At 66.4% G+C, this 16,225-nt stretch carries 14 protein-coding genes; 9 read left to right on the top strand and 5 right to left on the bottom strand.

The genetic code is table 11. From position 1 onward, the window contains the following. Nucleotides 1-105: 105 nt before the first annotated feature. The 4 genes from JSV65_05555 to JSV65_05540 all read right to left on the bottom strand — a co-directional run bounded on the left by JSV65_05555 (nucleotide 106) and on the right by JSV65_05540 (nucleotide 6,052). Nucleotides 106-1,161, bottom strand: a complete 1,056-nt coding sequence (locus JSV65_05555; GenBank protein ID UCH35818.1) for a DUF2961 domain-containing protein — start codon at nucleotides 1,159-1,161, stop codon at nucleotides 106-108. Nucleotides 1,162-1,192: 31 nt separating this feature from the next. Further along, nucleotides 1,193-1,735: an NUDIX hydrolase gene (locus tag JSV65_05550; GenBank protein UCH36706.1), complete on the bottom strand. Its 543-nt coding sequence runs from the start codon at nucleotides 1,733-1,735 to the stop codon at nucleotides 1,193-1,195. A gap of 10 nt (nucleotides 1,736-1,745) precedes the next feature. Continuing rightward, nucleotides 1,746-2,837 carry a DUF3866 family protein gene (locus tag JSV65_05545; GenBank protein UCH35817.1) on the bottom strand — a complete coding sequence of 364 codons (1,092 nt, stop codon included), beginning with the start codon at nucleotides 2,835-2,837 and terminating at the stop codon, nucleotides 1,746-1,748. Between the two features lie 398 nt (nucleotides 2,838-3,235). Beyond that, complete coding sequence (locus tag JSV65_05540; GenBank protein ID UCH35816.1) at nucleotides 3,236-6,052, bottom strand: fibronectin type III domain-containing protein; 2,817 nt, start codon at nucleotides 6,050-6,052, stop codon at nucleotides 3,236-3,238. 424 nt (nucleotides 6,053-6,476) lie between these two features. On the opposite strand from JSV65_05540, the gene JSV65_05535 reads away from it, so the two are divergent. The 8 genes from JSV65_05535 to hemL all read left to right on the top strand — a co-directional run bounded on the left by JSV65_05535 (nucleotide 6,477) and on the right by hemL (nucleotide 14,286). After that, entirely contained in the window at nucleotides 6,477-7,142 is a 666-nt protein-coding gene (locus tag JSV65_05535; GenBank protein ID UCH35815.1) for a bifunctional precorrin-2 dehydrogenase/sirohydrochlorin ferrochelatase, read from the top strand. Next, entirely contained in the window at nucleotides 7,118-8,401 is a 1,284-nt protein-coding gene (locus tag JSV65_05530) for a glutamyl-tRNA reductase (GenBank protein ID UCH35814.1), read from the top strand. The genes JSV65_05535 and JSV65_05530 overlap by 25 nt, the downstream gene beginning before the upstream one ends. Further along, entirely contained in the window at nucleotides 8,401-9,306 is a 906-nt protein-coding gene (gene hemC, locus JSV65_05525) for a hydroxymethylbilane synthase (protein ID UCH35813.1), read from the top strand. The genes JSV65_05530 and hemC overlap by 1 nt, the downstream gene beginning before the upstream one ends. Further along, nucleotides 9,303-10,796: a uroporphyrinogen-III C-methyltransferase gene (gene cobA, locus JSV65_05520; protein UCH35812.1), complete on the top strand. Its 1,494-nt coding sequence runs from the start codon at nucleotides 9,303-9,305 to the stop codon at nucleotides 10,794-10,796. The genes hemC and cobA overlap by 4 nt, the downstream gene beginning before the upstream one ends. A gap of 232 nt (nucleotides 10,797-11,028) precedes the next feature. Further along, nucleotides 11,029-12,015 (top strand): porphobilinogen synthase, encoded by a 987-nt coding sequence (hemB, locus tag JSV65_05515; protein ID UCH35811.1) that lies wholly within the window; start codon nucleotides 11,029-11,031, stop codon nucleotides 12,013-12,015. Between the two features lie 25 nt (nucleotides 12,016-12,040). Continuing rightward, on the top strand, nucleotides 12,041-12,502 hold the full coding sequence (locus tag JSV65_05510) for an AsnC family transcriptional regulator (GenBank protein ID UCH35810.1): 462 nt from the start codon (nucleotides 12,041-12,043) through the stop codon (nucleotides 12,500-12,502). After that, the gene (locus JSV65_05505; GenBank protein UCH35809.1) at nucleotides 12,486-13,007 is read left to right on the top strand and encodes an Lrp/AsnC family transcriptional regulator; all 522 of its coding nucleotides are present in this window, start codon (nucleotides 12,486-12,488) and stop codon (nucleotides 13,005-13,007) included. Before JSV65_05510 ends, JSV65_05505 begins: the two co-directional genes overlap by 17 nt. A 43-nt stretch (nucleotides 13,008-13,050) precedes the next feature. Beyond that, nucleotides 13,051-14,286, top strand: a complete 1,236-nt coding sequence (gene hemL, locus JSV65_05500) for a glutamate-1-semialdehyde 2,1-aminomutase (GenBank protein UCH36705.1) — start codon at nucleotides 13,051-13,053, stop codon at nucleotides 14,284-14,286. Here hemL and JSV65_05495 read toward each other — a convergent pair. Continuing rightward, nucleotides 14,283-15,665, bottom strand: coding sequence for a GAF domain-containing protein (locus JSV65_05495; protein ID UCH35808.1), 1,383 nt, complete (start codon nucleotides 15,663-15,665; stop codon nucleotides 14,283-14,285). The two genes, hemL and JSV65_05495, sit on opposite strands and share 4 nt — an antisense overlap. A gap of 361 nt (nucleotides 15,666-16,026) precedes the next feature. Between JSV65_05495 and JSV65_05490 the strand changes: the two genes are divergently transcribed. Beyond that, a partial coding sequence (locus JSV65_05490; GenBank protein UCH35807.1) for a hypothetical protein occupies nucleotides 16,027-16,225 on the top strand: 199 nt, incomplete at its 3' end.

Raw genomic sequence — 16,225 nt, 5'->3', positions numbered from 1 at the left:
GATGCGCTCGGCTGGATGACGCTCGCGACGTGAACGCACACAGCCCCGCGCGCTATGCGCCTGCGGCTTCCAACGACTCGTCCGGCGACGGCCCGCCGGGGCGCTCTACCTCGGCCAGCGCTCCCGGATGCCGGGCAATTGCGGGAAGTCCGCGTGCGGCTCGGCTTGATACCAGTGGGCGAGTGAGGCGATGTCGTCCTCGAGCGGCTGGAACTTCGCGTTCGGCCACCACCCCAACGCCTGGATCGTCACGCTGAGGTCCCGCCGGAAGCGGATCGGATCCATGATGTGCCAGCGGTAGAGTCCGTGCCTCGGCACATCCGGCGCATTGCGCTGCCACAGCGGATAACCCAGGAACGGCCCGCTGAACGTGTCCTGGAAGCCCCACGCGCCGCCGAAGTAGTCCTCGGTTCCCGTGCCGCAAATCGTCGGGAAGTCCTTGTCGCCGTCCATGAAAAACTTGATCTCGCCCTCGCCCCACCAGCCGTTGGCGAGCTGCGTCCAGGCGAGGCACGTGCCGACGTAGTGCCCCTGGCCCTTGACGCCGTCAAGGATGGTATGCTGCGGACATTCGCGCGGGGTGACTGACCTGCGCCACTGTGCGTGCAGGTATGCCGCGTTGTCGGGCACGGGATTGAGGCCATACGTGATCTGGTAGAAGAACCCCTCGATGGCCTCCCATCGCTGGTTCTCGACCGTGATCTTGCAGTGCTTGCGAAACGGCATCGGCCAGTAGCAGTTCATGCCGCCGGTCGGGTTGACCGCGACTGGAATGGACACGACGTTGTACTGGAGGCCGTGTGCCTGGGCGAAGAAATCGCCGATCGGCGTCTCGATCGAAGGTGTATTCTCGTCGTCCCAGTAGAACCGCAGGACGCAGTCCCGCAGGCCCTTGGCCGTCATCGTGATCCAGATATGCTGAATCACGCCAGGGCCGTCAATATCGGCCAGCGTGGTCGTGCTCCCGGCGTCAAGCGTGATGCACGGCCGGATCTTCCAGCCTTGGCCAAGGTCGGAGCCGTCGCTGCCGGGGCCGGGCATCGCCTGCGCGCCGGCGCCCCTCGCGCCGTTCGGGTTCTCGGCCGAGATCGACCGCGTCTCGCCGTCGTTGAGGAGCGGAATCGCGCCGAGTCCGAGGTTCAATCCGAGGTTGCCAAACACTCCCTGTCTCCTTTTAGTCCTAAAGTCGCGGTCAGCGGCGGGCCTGCGCCAGCAGCACCGCGCACACCGTCTTCGCGTCCTTGATCTCCCCGCTGTGGATCATGTCCAGTACGCGGTCGAAGTCCAGAGTCACCGGACGAACGCGCTCGTCGTCGTCCGCTTTCCCGTATGCCTCGCGCAAGCCACGGGCGAGGAAGAGGTGCATCAGCTCGCTGCTGTAACCCGGGCTGAGGTAAAGCTGCGCCAGCGGCTCCAGGCGCTCCGGCTCGCGCCCGATCTCCTCGGTCAACTCGCGGCGCGCGCAGTCCTCGGGGGCTTCGCCCTGGTGAAGCGTACCCGCCGGTATCTCCCACAGCACTTCTTTCGCGGGCTGCCGGAATTGCCGTAGGAGGATAACTCGCCCGTCATCCAGCATCGGCAGTATTGCCACAGCGCCGGGATGCTCGACCACCTCGCGCCGCGTTTCGCCGCCGTCCGCAAGCCGGACTCGATCCACCCGCACGTTGATGAGCATGCCCTTGAACGTGCGAATGGACTTGACAGTCTCCTCGCGCAGGGCCTCGTCGCCGGGCATTTCGTTCATCCTAGCCCCCCACCAGCCCCGCGGCGTATTCCCCCGCCGCCGACGCCGCGAGGAAGAACTCGCGGTCTTCTTCGATTGACCGGCCCATGGACTTGACGTCAACGCGTCGCCGCGCCAGTTCCCACAGGCCCGCCTCGCCGCTCTGCGTGACGACGTCGTGGCGCGCGGGGATCTCGACGGCTTCGAGTCTCTCCCGCACTTGCTCCGCACGCTCCTCGACCATCTCGGGCACAATCACCGCCGCCCGCGCCAGCGCCACTCGCCCGAGCGCGACCAGGGAATGATGACTTACGACCTGATGCCGCTCGCGCGGGTCGGCGAAGCTGATGCGCAGCACCGCCACCGGCCGCCCGTGGAGCACCGCCGTCGCATTGATGATCTCGCCTTGCTCGATGCCCCCGAAGCCGTACAGCGTCCCCGTGCCGACATTGCCCGGGCCCTGCCCTGCGATGATGATATCCGCTTTGGCCACCAGCCTCGCGGTGAGCAGGCCGGAGAAGATGTTGATCGCCTCGTAGTCGCCGCCGAACGCCTGGCCGCAGGTGACGCTCGCATCGAGGAGGTCGGCTTGCTTGAGTTGCTGCACCAGGCGGCTCACTGGCATCGGCAGCGCGGCGGCGTCGGTCATCACATAAGCGACGCGCAGCGCGGGTGACGCCGCCTTGACCGCGGCAGCGGCGGGGGCGATCATGCTGTGCAACGGGCATGCGATGACGGGCGCGCCGCTAAGGTCGTGGGCGGTGCGCAGCACGGCGTGATGCGGGCTGTCCTGCTCCTCCGCGCTGATGCACGAGAACTGCAGGGGCGTGTAGCGCAGCTTGATGATATGCCCGGGCGCCTCCTGCTGCGGCTCGGGCTCTTCAGTTCCCTCGTCGGTCAGGCGCTTCATGACGAAATGCAGGCCGCCGGTACCGAGGCCCAGGCGCACCGCGGTCGTGTTGAGCAGCACGCGGTCCCCTGCTGATATCGGTTGGGTGAGAGCGGGATAGTTCAGCGCGCGCTCGGTCCTGCCGCCGACTTCGACGGTGACCTCCTGCGCGCCTGCCCGTTCGGTTTCGACGGTGAGGACGATTCCTTGTTCCGCCTTGAGCACTGCCGCCTCCACGCGGAGTATAGGCGCGCGTGCTGCCGCTGTCAATCCGCCGCCCGGACTGCATGCCGTCGGGCGCGGCCGGCATTCGTCGCCTCGGGCAATGCCTGCGGGCCGAACCGTTTGCGTCACAGTAAGTGCGCGCGCGTCCGTGTCGCGGCGTGATCCACGGACGGAGCGTGTGAGCCCTCTGCGTGGCATCGCCCGGCGGATGCAGTCGCGGTAGTGAAGCAGGGCTGAGCAACGATGCGTGGAGCGACAATCCTCGGGGGTGTCGTCACACGGACGAGCCTGGCGGTACGCAGATCTCGAGCGCCACGTTCCCGCGCGACATCGGGATCAAAACCCAGAAGATCGCGAGCCGTGCCGTCCAATCTGACCAGCGGGGACGAAACGAATGACTACTGCAAGGTAAACGTGGCGGCGGTCATCACGCCGTCCCAAGCATACCCGGCGGCGGCGACCTTGGTCACCGTAGCCGTATAAGCACCGAGGGCGGTTCCTCCTTGCCCGCGCTTATTGGGCGCAGTCGTCTGCCAGGCGAACTCGGCGATGCCGTTGACGTCGCTTGCGCCGGGCGCGAACACGGGAGTCTCCAGACCGGCAACCACGAGTTCCACGGTGGCACTAGCCACCGGCAGTCCCGTGCTCGTGTCTGCCACGTGGGCGCGGATCACGACCAACTCGCCGGCCGTAAAGAGGTCAGCGAGAACGAAAGCGGTGGTCTTCTGCCGGCCTTTGCCGATGGTCTGGTATCGCCCCACCTCAAGCGGGTTGACACCGACAACCGCCTGCCCCTGGTTGTTGGGGATCGCGCTCAGGACATTGCTGTACCCCGATTCGCAGGCGGCGTAGCGCGACGTTACCTTGTACGAGTACTGCTGTCCGTTCGTTAGCCCGGCGTCCGTGTATGAAGTGACCAAGCCGAGCTGCGCGATGAGCTGTGCCTTGCCCAACTGATCGTAGTACAGGTTGTACCCAACGACACCCGGGTCAGCGGTGTGCTCGTCGCTCCATGTCAGGACGACCTGGGTATGGCCTGGCGTCGCCGTGAGCAAGGCCGGGACGGGCGCGTTACAGGGGCCACCCCCAGCCCCGACAATAGCCTGGGCCATAAGGAAGGGCGCCGCGCCGGGCACGCTCATAGTGTGCGTCCAGAGCTGCCAGATAGTATCCCCCCATGCTTTGAGCCCGGTGAAGAAGGGGTCGCTCTGGATGATGTAGTTGGCGGGGTCGGGCGGGCCGGGAATAAACGGTGTCGTCGGTAGCGTAATGTTACCCGCCCCGTTGATCTCGTCCCGCAGGAACTCGATGTACTCGCGGCTAGTGGTCTGGTAATAGAGGTTGACCTCGACGCCGTCGGCCCCGGCAGGGATAGTGAGTGCTACGTCATCGTAGCCGCCGTCGTACTCGGCGGCAGTGAAGTAACCGGGCGCCGGCGCCCCATGCCACATCGGAACGCAAAGGCGGGTGTCGGCGTCCGCGATGCGAAAGCCCTTTGGCGGAATCCGGTTATCCTTGTATCTGCCGTCCGCCAGCGCGAAATGGAATGTCTCCTGTTCTCCGGTGAGCGTGCTCGTGGGGTGCATTTCGTACACGAGCTCGTCCACGTACGCCTCAGCTACAGCAATCGGTTCGGGCATCGGCACGCTGGGGTCCGGCTGGTAGCTGTAAGACAAGCCCTTGAGGGTGCCTGCAGCCGCGTCATATGGATTCACTTCGTAGATCACACTGCCACCCGAATAGGCCCTGATGTTGACGAACATGCGCCGCCCTTCAGGAAAGCCGGAAATCAGCTTGTGGCCTGTTTGGTTTTGCACCCGGAAGGAGAGTGCCCCGCTCGCAGAGTCGTAGCTCACGTTGTTGATCGCGGCGGCCAGAAGCAACTGCTGTTTGGACCGGTCGACACCGGCCAGCAGAGACACGGGATCGATGCCCAATCCCTGGGTCATGTCCAAGGTGAGGAGCGCTGGGCCCTGATTGAGCAACTGGTCATTCACCGGATCATGATTGGGCGAGCCGGGGACCGCGCTGGCCAGCACAAAGGACACCCATGCGTTGCCGCCGGTCAAGTCGTGCAGCGGCTGACCGCTCATCGGATGCTCGGCGCTGTCGTTCGGGCGGATGGGTACGCCCTGCTTGTTACACGCCTTGCCCACAACATCCCGCATGTGGCAGTCCTGGCATTTCGCGATATTGTTAGTCGCATAAGACGTCTCGAACGTCGCGGGCGAGAAGGGCCCAATCCCGGGCGCGCCGCCGGCCTGCCCGTAGTCCGAAAGTCTGAATTCGGAGAACGTTCTTTCGACGTGGAAGTAACTCGCGGCGGAGTACTGCTCGGTAATGAGATCCACCCCGCCTGACTGATCGGGCAAGCCCGACTTCCCGAGATTGGCGAGCGCCGGGTTCGACACGTCGTGGCAGGTCGAGCAGAAATACTTGGATTTGTGGTACCGGCTGTACAACATCTGGTGGCGCGCGGCGGCATCGGCGAAACTGGCTCGCTTCTGCGAACTGGTGCTCACGAAGTACTGCCCGGACCCGCTTTCCATATAGGTCGGGTACTTGGGCAGGTTGCCGATATAGAACGGGCCTCCCGAAAACATCCTGATGCCGGCAGCCAGCGTACCGTCCTCAGCATAGGTCGCATCCGCCTCGAGTTGGGACAGCGTTCCGCTGCCCGGCCCGCTGTTGAGGTGCTCGTCCCAGTAGCCGCTCCAGTCGCTGCCCTCTCGAGTGCCGAGGTAGGTCGTCTTGAAGAACGGGTCGTACATTGTGTGGCAGAAATCACAGTGCACCCCGTCGAAATCGCTGCCCGCCATGGCTGACGCATTGGGCGGGTCCGAGCGCCCACCGAGCCAACCCTCGGGGAAGTGACACCGCTCGCAGATATCCACTGCGTTGGGATTGCCAAGGGCCCAGACGGAGTCTTGAGCGGCGACCGTCAGGCATGACCAAAAGAGGAAATCTCGCGCCGCCTGGGCCATCATTGAGCCCTGCCAGTTAAACCCGGGCTCGACGGCCGGGTTGAATCCGCCGTGGCAGTTGAGGCACCTGTTCGGAGCCTCGAGGTTCACACCTTGCGCCGGTTGTGTGCCCGGCATTCGCACCAGTGGATCATCAACCACCGGCTTCGCGACCCACGAAACCACGAAGTACACTGCGGAAATGATCGCGATTACGGGCAAGATAGTCGCTGGCCATGACCGGATCTGCATGATGCACCTCCGTTTGCTGCGGCACCCGGGAAAGCGTCCTCGTAGATGCCTGAAGCCTGACATTCCTCCGGCGCCGTGACGCCGCTCGGCGGACCAGCGGCTGTGGGACGAACGCTGAGTCCGCACGGACGCACGACGACGGGTCGCTGCCAGCGCGGGGATTCAATTGTTTCCGGGGGATACCTTGTCGCACTTGTCCCTTTTGTGCTACACAGCGGTCATGTGAAGGTACATATGGTGGTAATTGCGGGCGGACGCACTGAGCGGCGGGGCGACATGGAGGGCGGACGCAGGATCCACGCGACGGCTGCAGTTGCAGGCCTGGGGCCCAGTGTCGCGCTCACGGCACCAGGGGACCTATCCCCGCTGCCGTCTGTCGCGGCGCTTTACAGCCCGACAGGCTGGTGCTATCCTGGATGGCGGAATGCCTAGAACGAACGACAGCAGCTCATCGGGTCGTCACTACTATCCTGTCCTTCTCGACCTCGAAGGCAAGCGGTGCGTGGTCATCGGCGGCGGCGTTGTCGCCGAGCGTAAGGTGACGGCGCTCCTCGACTGCGGCGCGCGCGTCGTGGTCATCGCGCCGCAGGTGACGCAGGCGATTGGCGACCTGGCGCGACAGGGGACAATCGAGTTGTCGTCAAAGCCGTACACGCCGGGGGATCTCGCGGGCGCCCGAATGGCCATCGCGGCCGCTCCGGCCGACATCAATGCGGCGGCTGCTGACGAAGCGAAACGCGCGGGCATTCTGATCAATGTCGTGGATGACCCTGAGCGCTGCGATTTCATCGTCCCGGCGGTGGCACGGCGCGGGCCGGTGCTGATCGCGGTGTCGAGCCAGGGCGCGAGCCCGGCGCTGTCGCGGCGCCTACGGGAATTCATCGAGGAGCAGGTCGGCCCGGAGTACGGCGAACTCGCCGACCTGCTCGGGCGCCTAAGGCCGGAGGTGATGACCGCGGGCAACGAGGAGACACGCAGGCGGATCTGGGCGGCGATTCTCGATTCCCGGGTCCTGGAACTGCTGCGCGAGGGCCGGCGGGACGAAGCGGAGCGAGAGGCGCGACGTTGCATATCCTGTGCACAGGCCTGAACCATCACAGCGCGCCGGTCGAGGTGCGGGAGCGGGTGGCGTTTTCCGGCGAGCGATTCGCCGCGGCCTTGGACGACATCCGCTCGCTGCCCGGAGTGGAGCAGGCGGCGTTGCTCTGCACGTGCAACCGGACAGAGGTGTACACCGTCGGCGCGGGGGATGCGGGCGCGTGTGTGCGAGCGTGGATGATAGCGCGCTCGGGGCTGAGCCCGGATGTCGTGTGGCCGCACATCTATGAGATGGCCGGGCGCGACGCAGCGATCCATTTGTGCTGCGTCGCGGGCGGTGTGGACTCGCAGGTCGTCGGGGAGTCGGAGATCCTGGGCCAGGTCAAAGCGGCGATGAAGGCGGCGAAGGAGTGCGGCGCGCTGGGGCGTGAGCTGGAGAAGATGTTCTCCGCGGCAGTGAATTGCGGCAAGCGCGCCCGCACCGAGACCGGCATCGGCCGCGGGGCGTTTTCCGTCGGCCGCTGCGCGGTGGATAAGGCGAAGAGGGTGTTCGGTTGCCTCGACGGCCGCGCCATTCTCATCCTCGGCGCGGGGAAGATAGCGGAGGGCACGGCGCGGCACCTGCGCGCGCAGGGCGCGGCGCCGATCCTGGTGGCGAATCGCACTCACAGCAGGGCGCAGGAACTCGCGCGTGAGCTGGGCGGCCAGGCGATGCGTTACGACCAACTCGCCGAGGCGCTGGTGCAAGCCGACATCGTGATTAGCTCCACGTCGGCGCCGCACTTCGTCCTGTTGCCGGAGCAGGTCACGGAGGCGATGCGCCGCCGCGAAGGCCGCGGGTTGTTCCTGATTGACATCGCCGTCCCTCGGGACATTGACCCGCAGGTGGCGGCGACGCCGGGCGTGCATCTCTACAACATTGATGACCTGGGCGGCGGGGTGGAGGAGGCAGCGGAATCGAGGGCGGGCGAGGTCGCAGCCGCCAAGCGCATCGCCGGCGAGGCCGCGGAGGAGTTCTGGCAGTGGCTGGCGGCGCGCCAGGCGACGCCCCTCGTCGCGGCTCTGCGCGAGCATTTCGAGGACGCGCGAGAGGAGCAGCTCTCGAAGTTCGCGGCGAAGATCGAGAGCTTGTCGCCCGCGGATCGCAAGCTGGTGGAACAGGTGACGCGCGGTGTCGTCAAGCGCTTGCTGCACAACCCTACGGTGAGGCTGAAGGAAGAGCTGATGCGCGGCAACGGCCACGCGGCGGACGCGCTGGCGCGGGTGTTCGACCTCGATCCCGGCTCAGGGAAGGCGGAACGCCGCCGCTGATGATACGCCTCGGGACGAGAGGGAGCAAGCTGGCGCTCGCGCAGGCGGAGTCGGTCGCGGATGTCCTTACGCGCGAGGGCGCCCAGGTCGAGATCGTCATCATCACCACCACCGGGGATCGCTCATCTTCCGCCCCCACAGGCAGCGCCACGGGGATCTTCGTTAAGGAATTGGAGACGGAACTGCTGAGGCGCCGGATTGACCTGGCGGCTCACAGCCTGAAGGACATGCCGACCGATCTCCCCGCCGGGCTGGCGCTCGGCGCGGTGCTCCGGCGCGCTTCGGCGCTTGACGCCCTTGTCTCCCGCGATCGCGGCACGGCGATTCACAACCTGCCCCATGAGGCGGGCATCGGCACGTCGAGCCCCCGCCGGTCCGCGCAGCTTCTCGCTTACCGACGCGACTTGGATGTGCGTCCCGTCCGGGGCAATGTTGACACGCGCCTGCGCAAGCTCGACGCGGGGGAGTTCGACGCGATCGTCCTGGCACAGGCGGGGCTGGAGCGCTTGGGCCTCGCCGCCGACACGCGGCCGTATGTCATACCGCCGGGGATCTGTCTCCCTGCGCCGGGTCAGGGAGCGGTCGCGGTGGAAGTGCGAGGTGACGACGAACGAATGGCGGAGCTTCTGCAACCGCTGGAGGATGCCGAGACCCGAGCGTGCGTGACGGCGGAGCGAGCATTCCTCAAGGCGCTGGGGGGAGGATGCCGCGCGCCTGTGGGCGCGCTTGGTACGATGAGCGCAAATGGCCTGCGAATTGAGGGTGTCGTCGTCAGCCCTGACGGGAAGGACGTTGTGCGCGGCGCCAGGGATGGAGCGGCGGACGATGCATTGGCGGTGGGCCAAGCGCTGGCCCGGGATTTGCAGGAGCGCGGAGCGGGCGCTCTGATCGAGGCGGCGAGATGAGCGAAGGCAAGGTGTACCTCGTCGGCGCCGGGCCCGGGGATCCCGGGCTGATTACCGTGCGCGGCATGGAGATTCTGCGGACGGCGGACGTGGTGGTCTATGACCGTCTCGCGAATCCGGCGTTGCTCGCACAGTGTCGCGCGGGTGCGAAGCTGATCTACGTCGGCAAGGGGCCGGGCGGGATCAAGCAAGCCGAGATCAACGACGTTTTGGTCGAGGAAGCCCGCGCGGGTCACGTGGTGTGCCGGCTTAAAGGCGGCGACCCGTTTCTGTTCGGGCGAGGCGGGGAAGAAGCGTCGTATCTGGTCGCCAACGGCATATCGTTTGAAGTCGTACCGGGCGTGACTTCCGCGATCGCGGTTCCCGCGTACGCGGGCATTCCCGTCACCGACCGGCGGTTGGCATCGGTGGTCGCCATGGTGTCCGGCCACCCGGCGGAGGACGGGCCCGGCAGCGGGCCGCGCTGGTCGGAACTCGGCGGAGCGGATACGATCGTCACGCTGATGGGGGTTGGGAGTCTGCCGGAGACGGTAGCGGAACTGCTCGCTGCAGGGCGCAGCCCGGATACGCCGTCGGCCGTGATCCAGCAGGGCACCACTGCGGAGCAGCGCACGATCGTAAGCCCGTTGAAGCGGATCGCTCAGGAGGTCGCCGCGGCCGGGATTGAGCCCCCGGCGATCATGGTGGTCGGGCGCGTCGTTGGCTTGCGCGAGGAGCTGGCCTGGGTCGAGCGCAAGCCATTGTGGGGTCTGCGCGTGCTGGTCACGCGTCCCGGCCATCAGGCGGAGGCGCTGTCGCGTGCGCTGCGCGACGCCGGTGCCGAACCCGTGGAGTTCCCGTGCATGAAGATCAGTCACCTCGCGCCGACGGAGGAGGGACTGCACGCCCTCGATCGGAGCTATGAGTGGATCCTTTTCGTCTCGTCGAACGGCGTAAGCAGCGTCGCGGCGTACCTGCGAGCGGCGGGGCGGGACTGGCGCGCTATGCCCGCGGGGAGGATCGGGGCGGTCGGCCCGGGAACAGCGGCGGCACTCGACGCGGCGAGTCTCAGGGTTGACTTCATGCCGTCGCGCTATACCGTCGCAGCGCTGGCGTCGGAATTGCCCGGGCCGCTGGACGGCAAGGCGGTGCTATTGCCCGGTCGCGCCGTGGTGAATCCTCGACTGGGTGAGGGCTTGGCTGAGCGCGGCGCGGAGGTGACGGCGTGGGGGGTCTACGAGATCGTCACGCCGGAGCCGCAGACTCCTCTCGCTGAGATCGTCGGGCCGCGGCTCGATATCGTGACGCTGACCAGCGGGTCGGCCGCGCGCGGGTTCGTGCAACTCGGGGGGCGAGAGGCGGTAGGTAACGCGGCCGTCGCCTGCATCGGTCCGCCCACCGCCGAGGCGGCGAAGGGCCTCGGGCTTCGGGTTGATGTCGTCGCCGAGGAGCACACGGTGCGGGGCTTGGTCGAGGCGATTGTCAAGCACCGCGCGCACGAGGATGCATGACCGCGCTGATCCGACGGCGGCGTGACATCGGACGGTCTCCGAGATGATGCTGCGCGGCCGGCCGGCGATGCTGGAGAGCTTCGCTACTCATCGGATGTGCGCGCGCTCGTTCCGTGGCGTGTGACGCGTCCCCGCAATCCGGCATGCACGCAATGGTCCCGGCCTGCGCAGGACTGTCGGCGCGCGGGGACGAAGGCTTTGGTGTAGGCAATGACGCGGTGAAGGTGTGGTCATGGGCTATCCTACCGAGCGCCTGAGAAGGCTGCGGCGGTCGCCGGCGATGCGTCGGCTGGTCGCCGAGACAACGTTGGCGCCTCAGCATTTCATCTATCCCATGTTCGTCGCTCACGGGACCGGGGTCAAGGAGCGCATCGCGGCGATGCCGGGGCAGTATCGTTGGTCGATTGACCTGCTCGGCGATGAGGCGCGGCGCATCGCGAAACTGGGCATAGGCGGCATTCTCCTCTTCGGCGTCCCGGCAGCGAAGGACGAGGTCGGATCCGAGGCGTACGCTGATGACGGCATCGTCCAGCAGGCGGTGCGCGCGATTAGGGACGCGACATCCGATCTCCTGGTCGTGACCGACGTCTGCCTCTGCGAGTACACGTCGCACGGCCACTGCGGGGTCGTGGATGACGAGGGCGGCGTGCTCAACGACCCGACTCTCGAGTTGCTCGCCAGGACGGCCCTGAGTCACGCGCGGGCGGGGGCGGACATCGTGGCACCGTCGGACATGATGGATGGGCGAGTCGGCGCGATCCGCGAGGCGCTCGACGACGCGAGGTTGAGCGACACGGCGATCATGGCGTACTCCGCGAAATACGCCTCGGCGTTCTACGGGCCGTTTCGCGAGGCAGCGGAATCGGCGCCGCAGTTCGGGGATCGGCGCGGGTACCAGATGGATCCCCCGAACTCGCGACAGGCACTGCGCGAGGTGGAGCTGGACATCGAAGAGGGCGCGGATATCGTGATGGTCAAGCCGGCGCTCGCGTACCTCGACGTCATCGGACTGGTGGGCGACGAGTTCGACGTGCCGGTGGCGGCGTACAACGTAAGCGGCGAGTATTCGATGGTGCGCGCGGCAGCGGCGCGCAAGTGGATTGACGGCCGCGCGGTGACGATGGAGATACTGACTGCGATACGACGCGCCGGCGCGGATATCATTATCACCTACCACGCGCTGGAGGCGGCGCGTTGGCTGAGCGGCGCTCGCGGCTAGCCGCCACCGGCGAACAGGTCACCACATGGCGCTTGATTTCACGGACGAGGCCCTGCTGCTGCGCTTGCAGGCGGGGTTTCCCCTGCATCCCCGGCCGTTCCGCATGCTGGGGGATGCGCTCAACATCTCCGAAGACGAGACCATCGAGCGCGTGCGCCGGCTCAAGGCGGAGGGCTACATCCGTGCCATTCGCGCGACGTTCGATGTCGAGCGCGCCGGCGCGGTGAGCACGCTCGCGGCGGCATGCGTCGAAACGGAGAGGATTGATGCCGTCGCGGAGGCGCTCAACCAGTACGCCGAGGTGACGCACAACTACGAGCGCACTCACCGCTACAACCTGTGGTTCACCGTGATCGCCGATTCGCGGGCGCGGATCGAGGAAGTGCTGGAAGACGCGCGAGGACAGCCCGGCGTTCAGGAATTGGTGGAGCTGCCGATGATCAGGCGCTTCAAGATATCGGCGGTGTTCGATGGCAGACAGCGATAGAGCATTCGAAGAGCGGCTGCTGAAGGCGGCGCAGGCGGATCTGCCGGTGACCCAGCGACCCTTCGCGGAGGTGGCGCGAAAGCACGGCATCGAGGAGGAGGAACTGCTGCCAGCGCTGCGGGAGTGGATGCGATCGGGCGTGATCCGCCGCTACGGGGCGTTGGTGAGCCACCGCAAGCTCGGCTACGAATCCAACGCGATGGTTGTGTGGCAAGTGCCGCCGGAGCGCGTGGAACAGGTCGGCGATCTGTTCGCGGCGGATTCGGATGTGACGCACTGCTACGAGCGTCCCGTGGCGCCGGGGTTACCGTACAACCTGTACACGATGATCCACGCGCACACTGAGGACGAGTGCCGGCGCAAAGCGGCCAACCTCGCCGAGGTGGGCGGCGTCTTCACATACGAGGTGCTGATTTCCACGCGCGAGTTCAAGAAATCCAGCCCGGTGTACGGCAGATTGCCGCAGCCCGGGCGGGACAATCAAGGAGTTGAATCGAGTGAGTGAGCGTCGGCGCAGTGCGGAACTCTTCGCGCGCGCGAAGAGCGTTATGCCGGGAGGGGTCAACAGCCCGGTGCGGTCGTTCGCGGCGGTGGGCGGCGAGCCCGTTTTCTTCGCCCGCGGCGCGGGCTCGCGTATCTACGACGTTGACGGCAATGAATACGTGGACTGCGTGTGCTCGTGGGGGCCGCTCATTCTCGGGCATGCGCACCCGCGCGTCGTCGAGCGGGTGCAGCGCGTGGTCGGAGACGGCACCAGTTTCGGCGCGTGCGTCGAGGCGGAAGTGGAACTCGCGGAGATGATCGTTGGCGCGGTGCCGGGCGTCGAGATGGTGCGGCTGGTCAGCTCCGGCACCGAGGCGGTCATGAGCGCCATTCGGCTCGCGCGCGCCTTCACCGGTCGCAGTGACATCATCAAGTTCGAGGGCTGCTATCACGGGCACAGCGACGGCCTGCTCGCGCGCGCCGGATCGGGCGTCGCAACCCTCGGTCTGCCCGACAGCCCGGGGGTGCCGGAGGATTACGCGGCGCACACCCTGGTAGCGCCGTACAATGACCTCAAGTCGCTCCGACGTATCGCCGAACGGCGCGGCGATTCCATCGCGGCGGTCGTCGTTGAGCCCGTCGCGGGCAACATGGGTGTCGTGGCGCCCGCGGATGGTTTCCTCGAAGGGCTGCGCGCGCTGACACAGGAGACCGGCGCGCTACTCATCTTTGACGAGGTTATCAGCGGCTTTCGGCTGGGTCTGGGCGGCGCTCAGGAATGTTACGGCGTGACGCCTGACCTGACCACGCTGGGCAAAATCATCGGCGGCGGGTTCCCCGTCGGCGCGTACGGCGGAAGGCGCGAGATCATGGAGATGGTTGCGCCGTCGGGGGCGATGTATCAGGCGGGGACTCTGTCGGGCAATCCGGTCGCCGTAGCGTCAGGGCTCGAGACCCTACGGATTCTGACCGAACCTGGGACGTACGACTACCTGGATCGGATGGGTGAGGCCCTCGCGGATGGGCTTGAGCGGACAGCGCAGGGAGCGGGCGTGCCCGCGTGCGTCAACCGCGTCGGCTCCATGCTCACACTATTCTTCGCGCCGGAGTCGCCCCGGGACTACGCGTCGGCGAAAGCTGCCGACGCGACGCGGTATGGTGCCTTCTTCCGAGCGATGTTGGACCAAGGGGTGTATCTGCCGCCGTCGCAGTTTGAGGCCCTATTCGTGTCCACGGCGCATACGAGCGAGGATGTGGAGCAGATCGCAGCGGCGGCCCGCGCCGCGCTGAGCGAGTCCTAGTGCTCGCGCTCCAGCGCAGCCCTAAGCGCGTTCACCATCTCCGGGTCATACAGGCTGCCTGATAGTCGCTCGAGTTCTCCTAAGGCATCGGACCTCTCTATCGCCGGGCGGTCCGGAGCTGCGCTCGTCAGGTTGTCGTACGCGTTGGCGACCGCGACCAGCCGCGCCAGCCGCGGAATCGCATCGCCGGCAAGGCCCTCAGGGTACCCCGAGCCGTCAAGCGTCTCGTGGTGGTGGAGCACGATGTCCAGGGCGGGCTTGAGGAAGTCCACGGGCTCGAGGATGCTGTTCCCGATCAGCGGATGAAGGCGAGCGAGGATCTCGTCCTGCGGGGAGAGTGTGTGTTCGTTGTTGAGAACGTGTTCCGCAACACCGATCTTGCCGACGTCGTGCAGGATGGTGCCGAAGCGAATGGTATCCATCTCATCGGCGGGCAGGCGCAGTTCGTTGCCCATGCGCAGGGCGTACTCGGTGACCCGCTCGGAGTGACCGAGGGTGTGCGGATCCTTGGCCTCGATCGCGCGGGTCAAGGAGCGCTCGGTGTCCCAGTAGTTGCGCCGGATGTCCTCGTAGAGGCGCGCGTTCTCGATGGCGATGCCGGCCTGATCGGCGAATGCCTGCAGAATACGTATCGCGCGGCCGCTGAACTGGACGCGGTCGCCGGCGTACACGCACAAAGCGCCGAGGAGCTTGTCGCGCATAGCAATAGGGACGCACGCCACCGAGGTGATGCCCTCCCGCCTCGCGTACTCCTCCCATTCCGGCCACGGATGAGCTGTTGGCTCGGTGATGATGGTCGGCTTGCGATTCGCGACCGCCTCGGCGATCAGCCCGTCGGTGAGGGGGACCGGCGGCTTGTCGAGGTATTCGTCGCTGAGCCCCTGTGCGGCCTCGACGATGAGATGATGACCGTCCGGCGTAAGCAGGAGCACCGATGCCGCCTTGATCTCGAGCAGCTCCGCCGCCTTTTCGACGATGGTGCGGAAGACATCGTGCAGTCGCAGCGATGAGTTGACGGCACGGCTGACAGAGAGCAGGCTGGATGACTCCTGCGCGCGGAGTTGGAACTGCGCCGACAGACGCGCGGCGAGGATCGCGACCGCGTAGAAGAAGGCGAGGCGCACGAAGATGTCGTGGAACGGCTGCATCTCGCCGGTGCGCGCCTGCGGCAGGAAGATGGTGAGAATGGCGGCGGCGATGGCAGTGGCCATGCCCGCGATATCGCCCAGGAAAATGGCGGCGGTGACGATGGGGATGTAGTAGAAGTGCACCATGCTGCCGGCGGTGCCGCCATCAATGGAAACGATATAGGTTATAAACGGCAGGCTCGCGACGATCAGCAACGATAACAGCGCGCGCCTCTTCAGGCTCGGTTGCAACCTATTCCCCCGCAGTTGACGAGTGTAGGACGAGTATGATAAGCGAATCGACCGGAGGCCACCCAATGGCGGAGGCCCGTTCCCTTATTCCCATCTCACACAGGAATTATTCGCCGAAATCCCGAAGGCTTTTCCGCGCGCGGCGATGCGCACCAAGGGGCCGAACAGGGCCGGGCGAGGCCGACGCAGGTTCCGTGACGGATGTCGGCGAGCGCCAGCGGCGTCTCGCAACGCTGTTCGCCGGCGCGACCGGCTATTCCTCGTGGGGCGCTTCGGTTTGCTCTGGCGAAACCCCCCAGGCGCGATGGCGGCGGCTGATCGTACGGTGTGCGGGCGTGTGCGTACGGCGTGAGGTGCGACGATGACGGAAATGAACCGGCGAGTGTGTGTCAGAGCGGCGACTGCTGATGATCTCCCTGCGATCTATGAGATCAACCGCGTGGGCTGGGATGGCGTGTGTATCGCAGAGGCGGTGGAGCAGCGCCACGGCGTCGTCGGGGGCACCGGCTGGCGGGAGCGCAAGGCGGGCGAGGTGGACGAGGCGTGCAAGCAGCACCTCG

The sequence above is a fragment of the Armatimonadota bacterium genome, from assembly GCA_020354555.1.
Classification (GTDB): domain Bacteria; phylum Armatimonadota; class Hebobacteria.
Note: the sequence above shows the minus strand (reverse complement) of the source record. Positions and strands in the feature narration are given on the sequence as shown.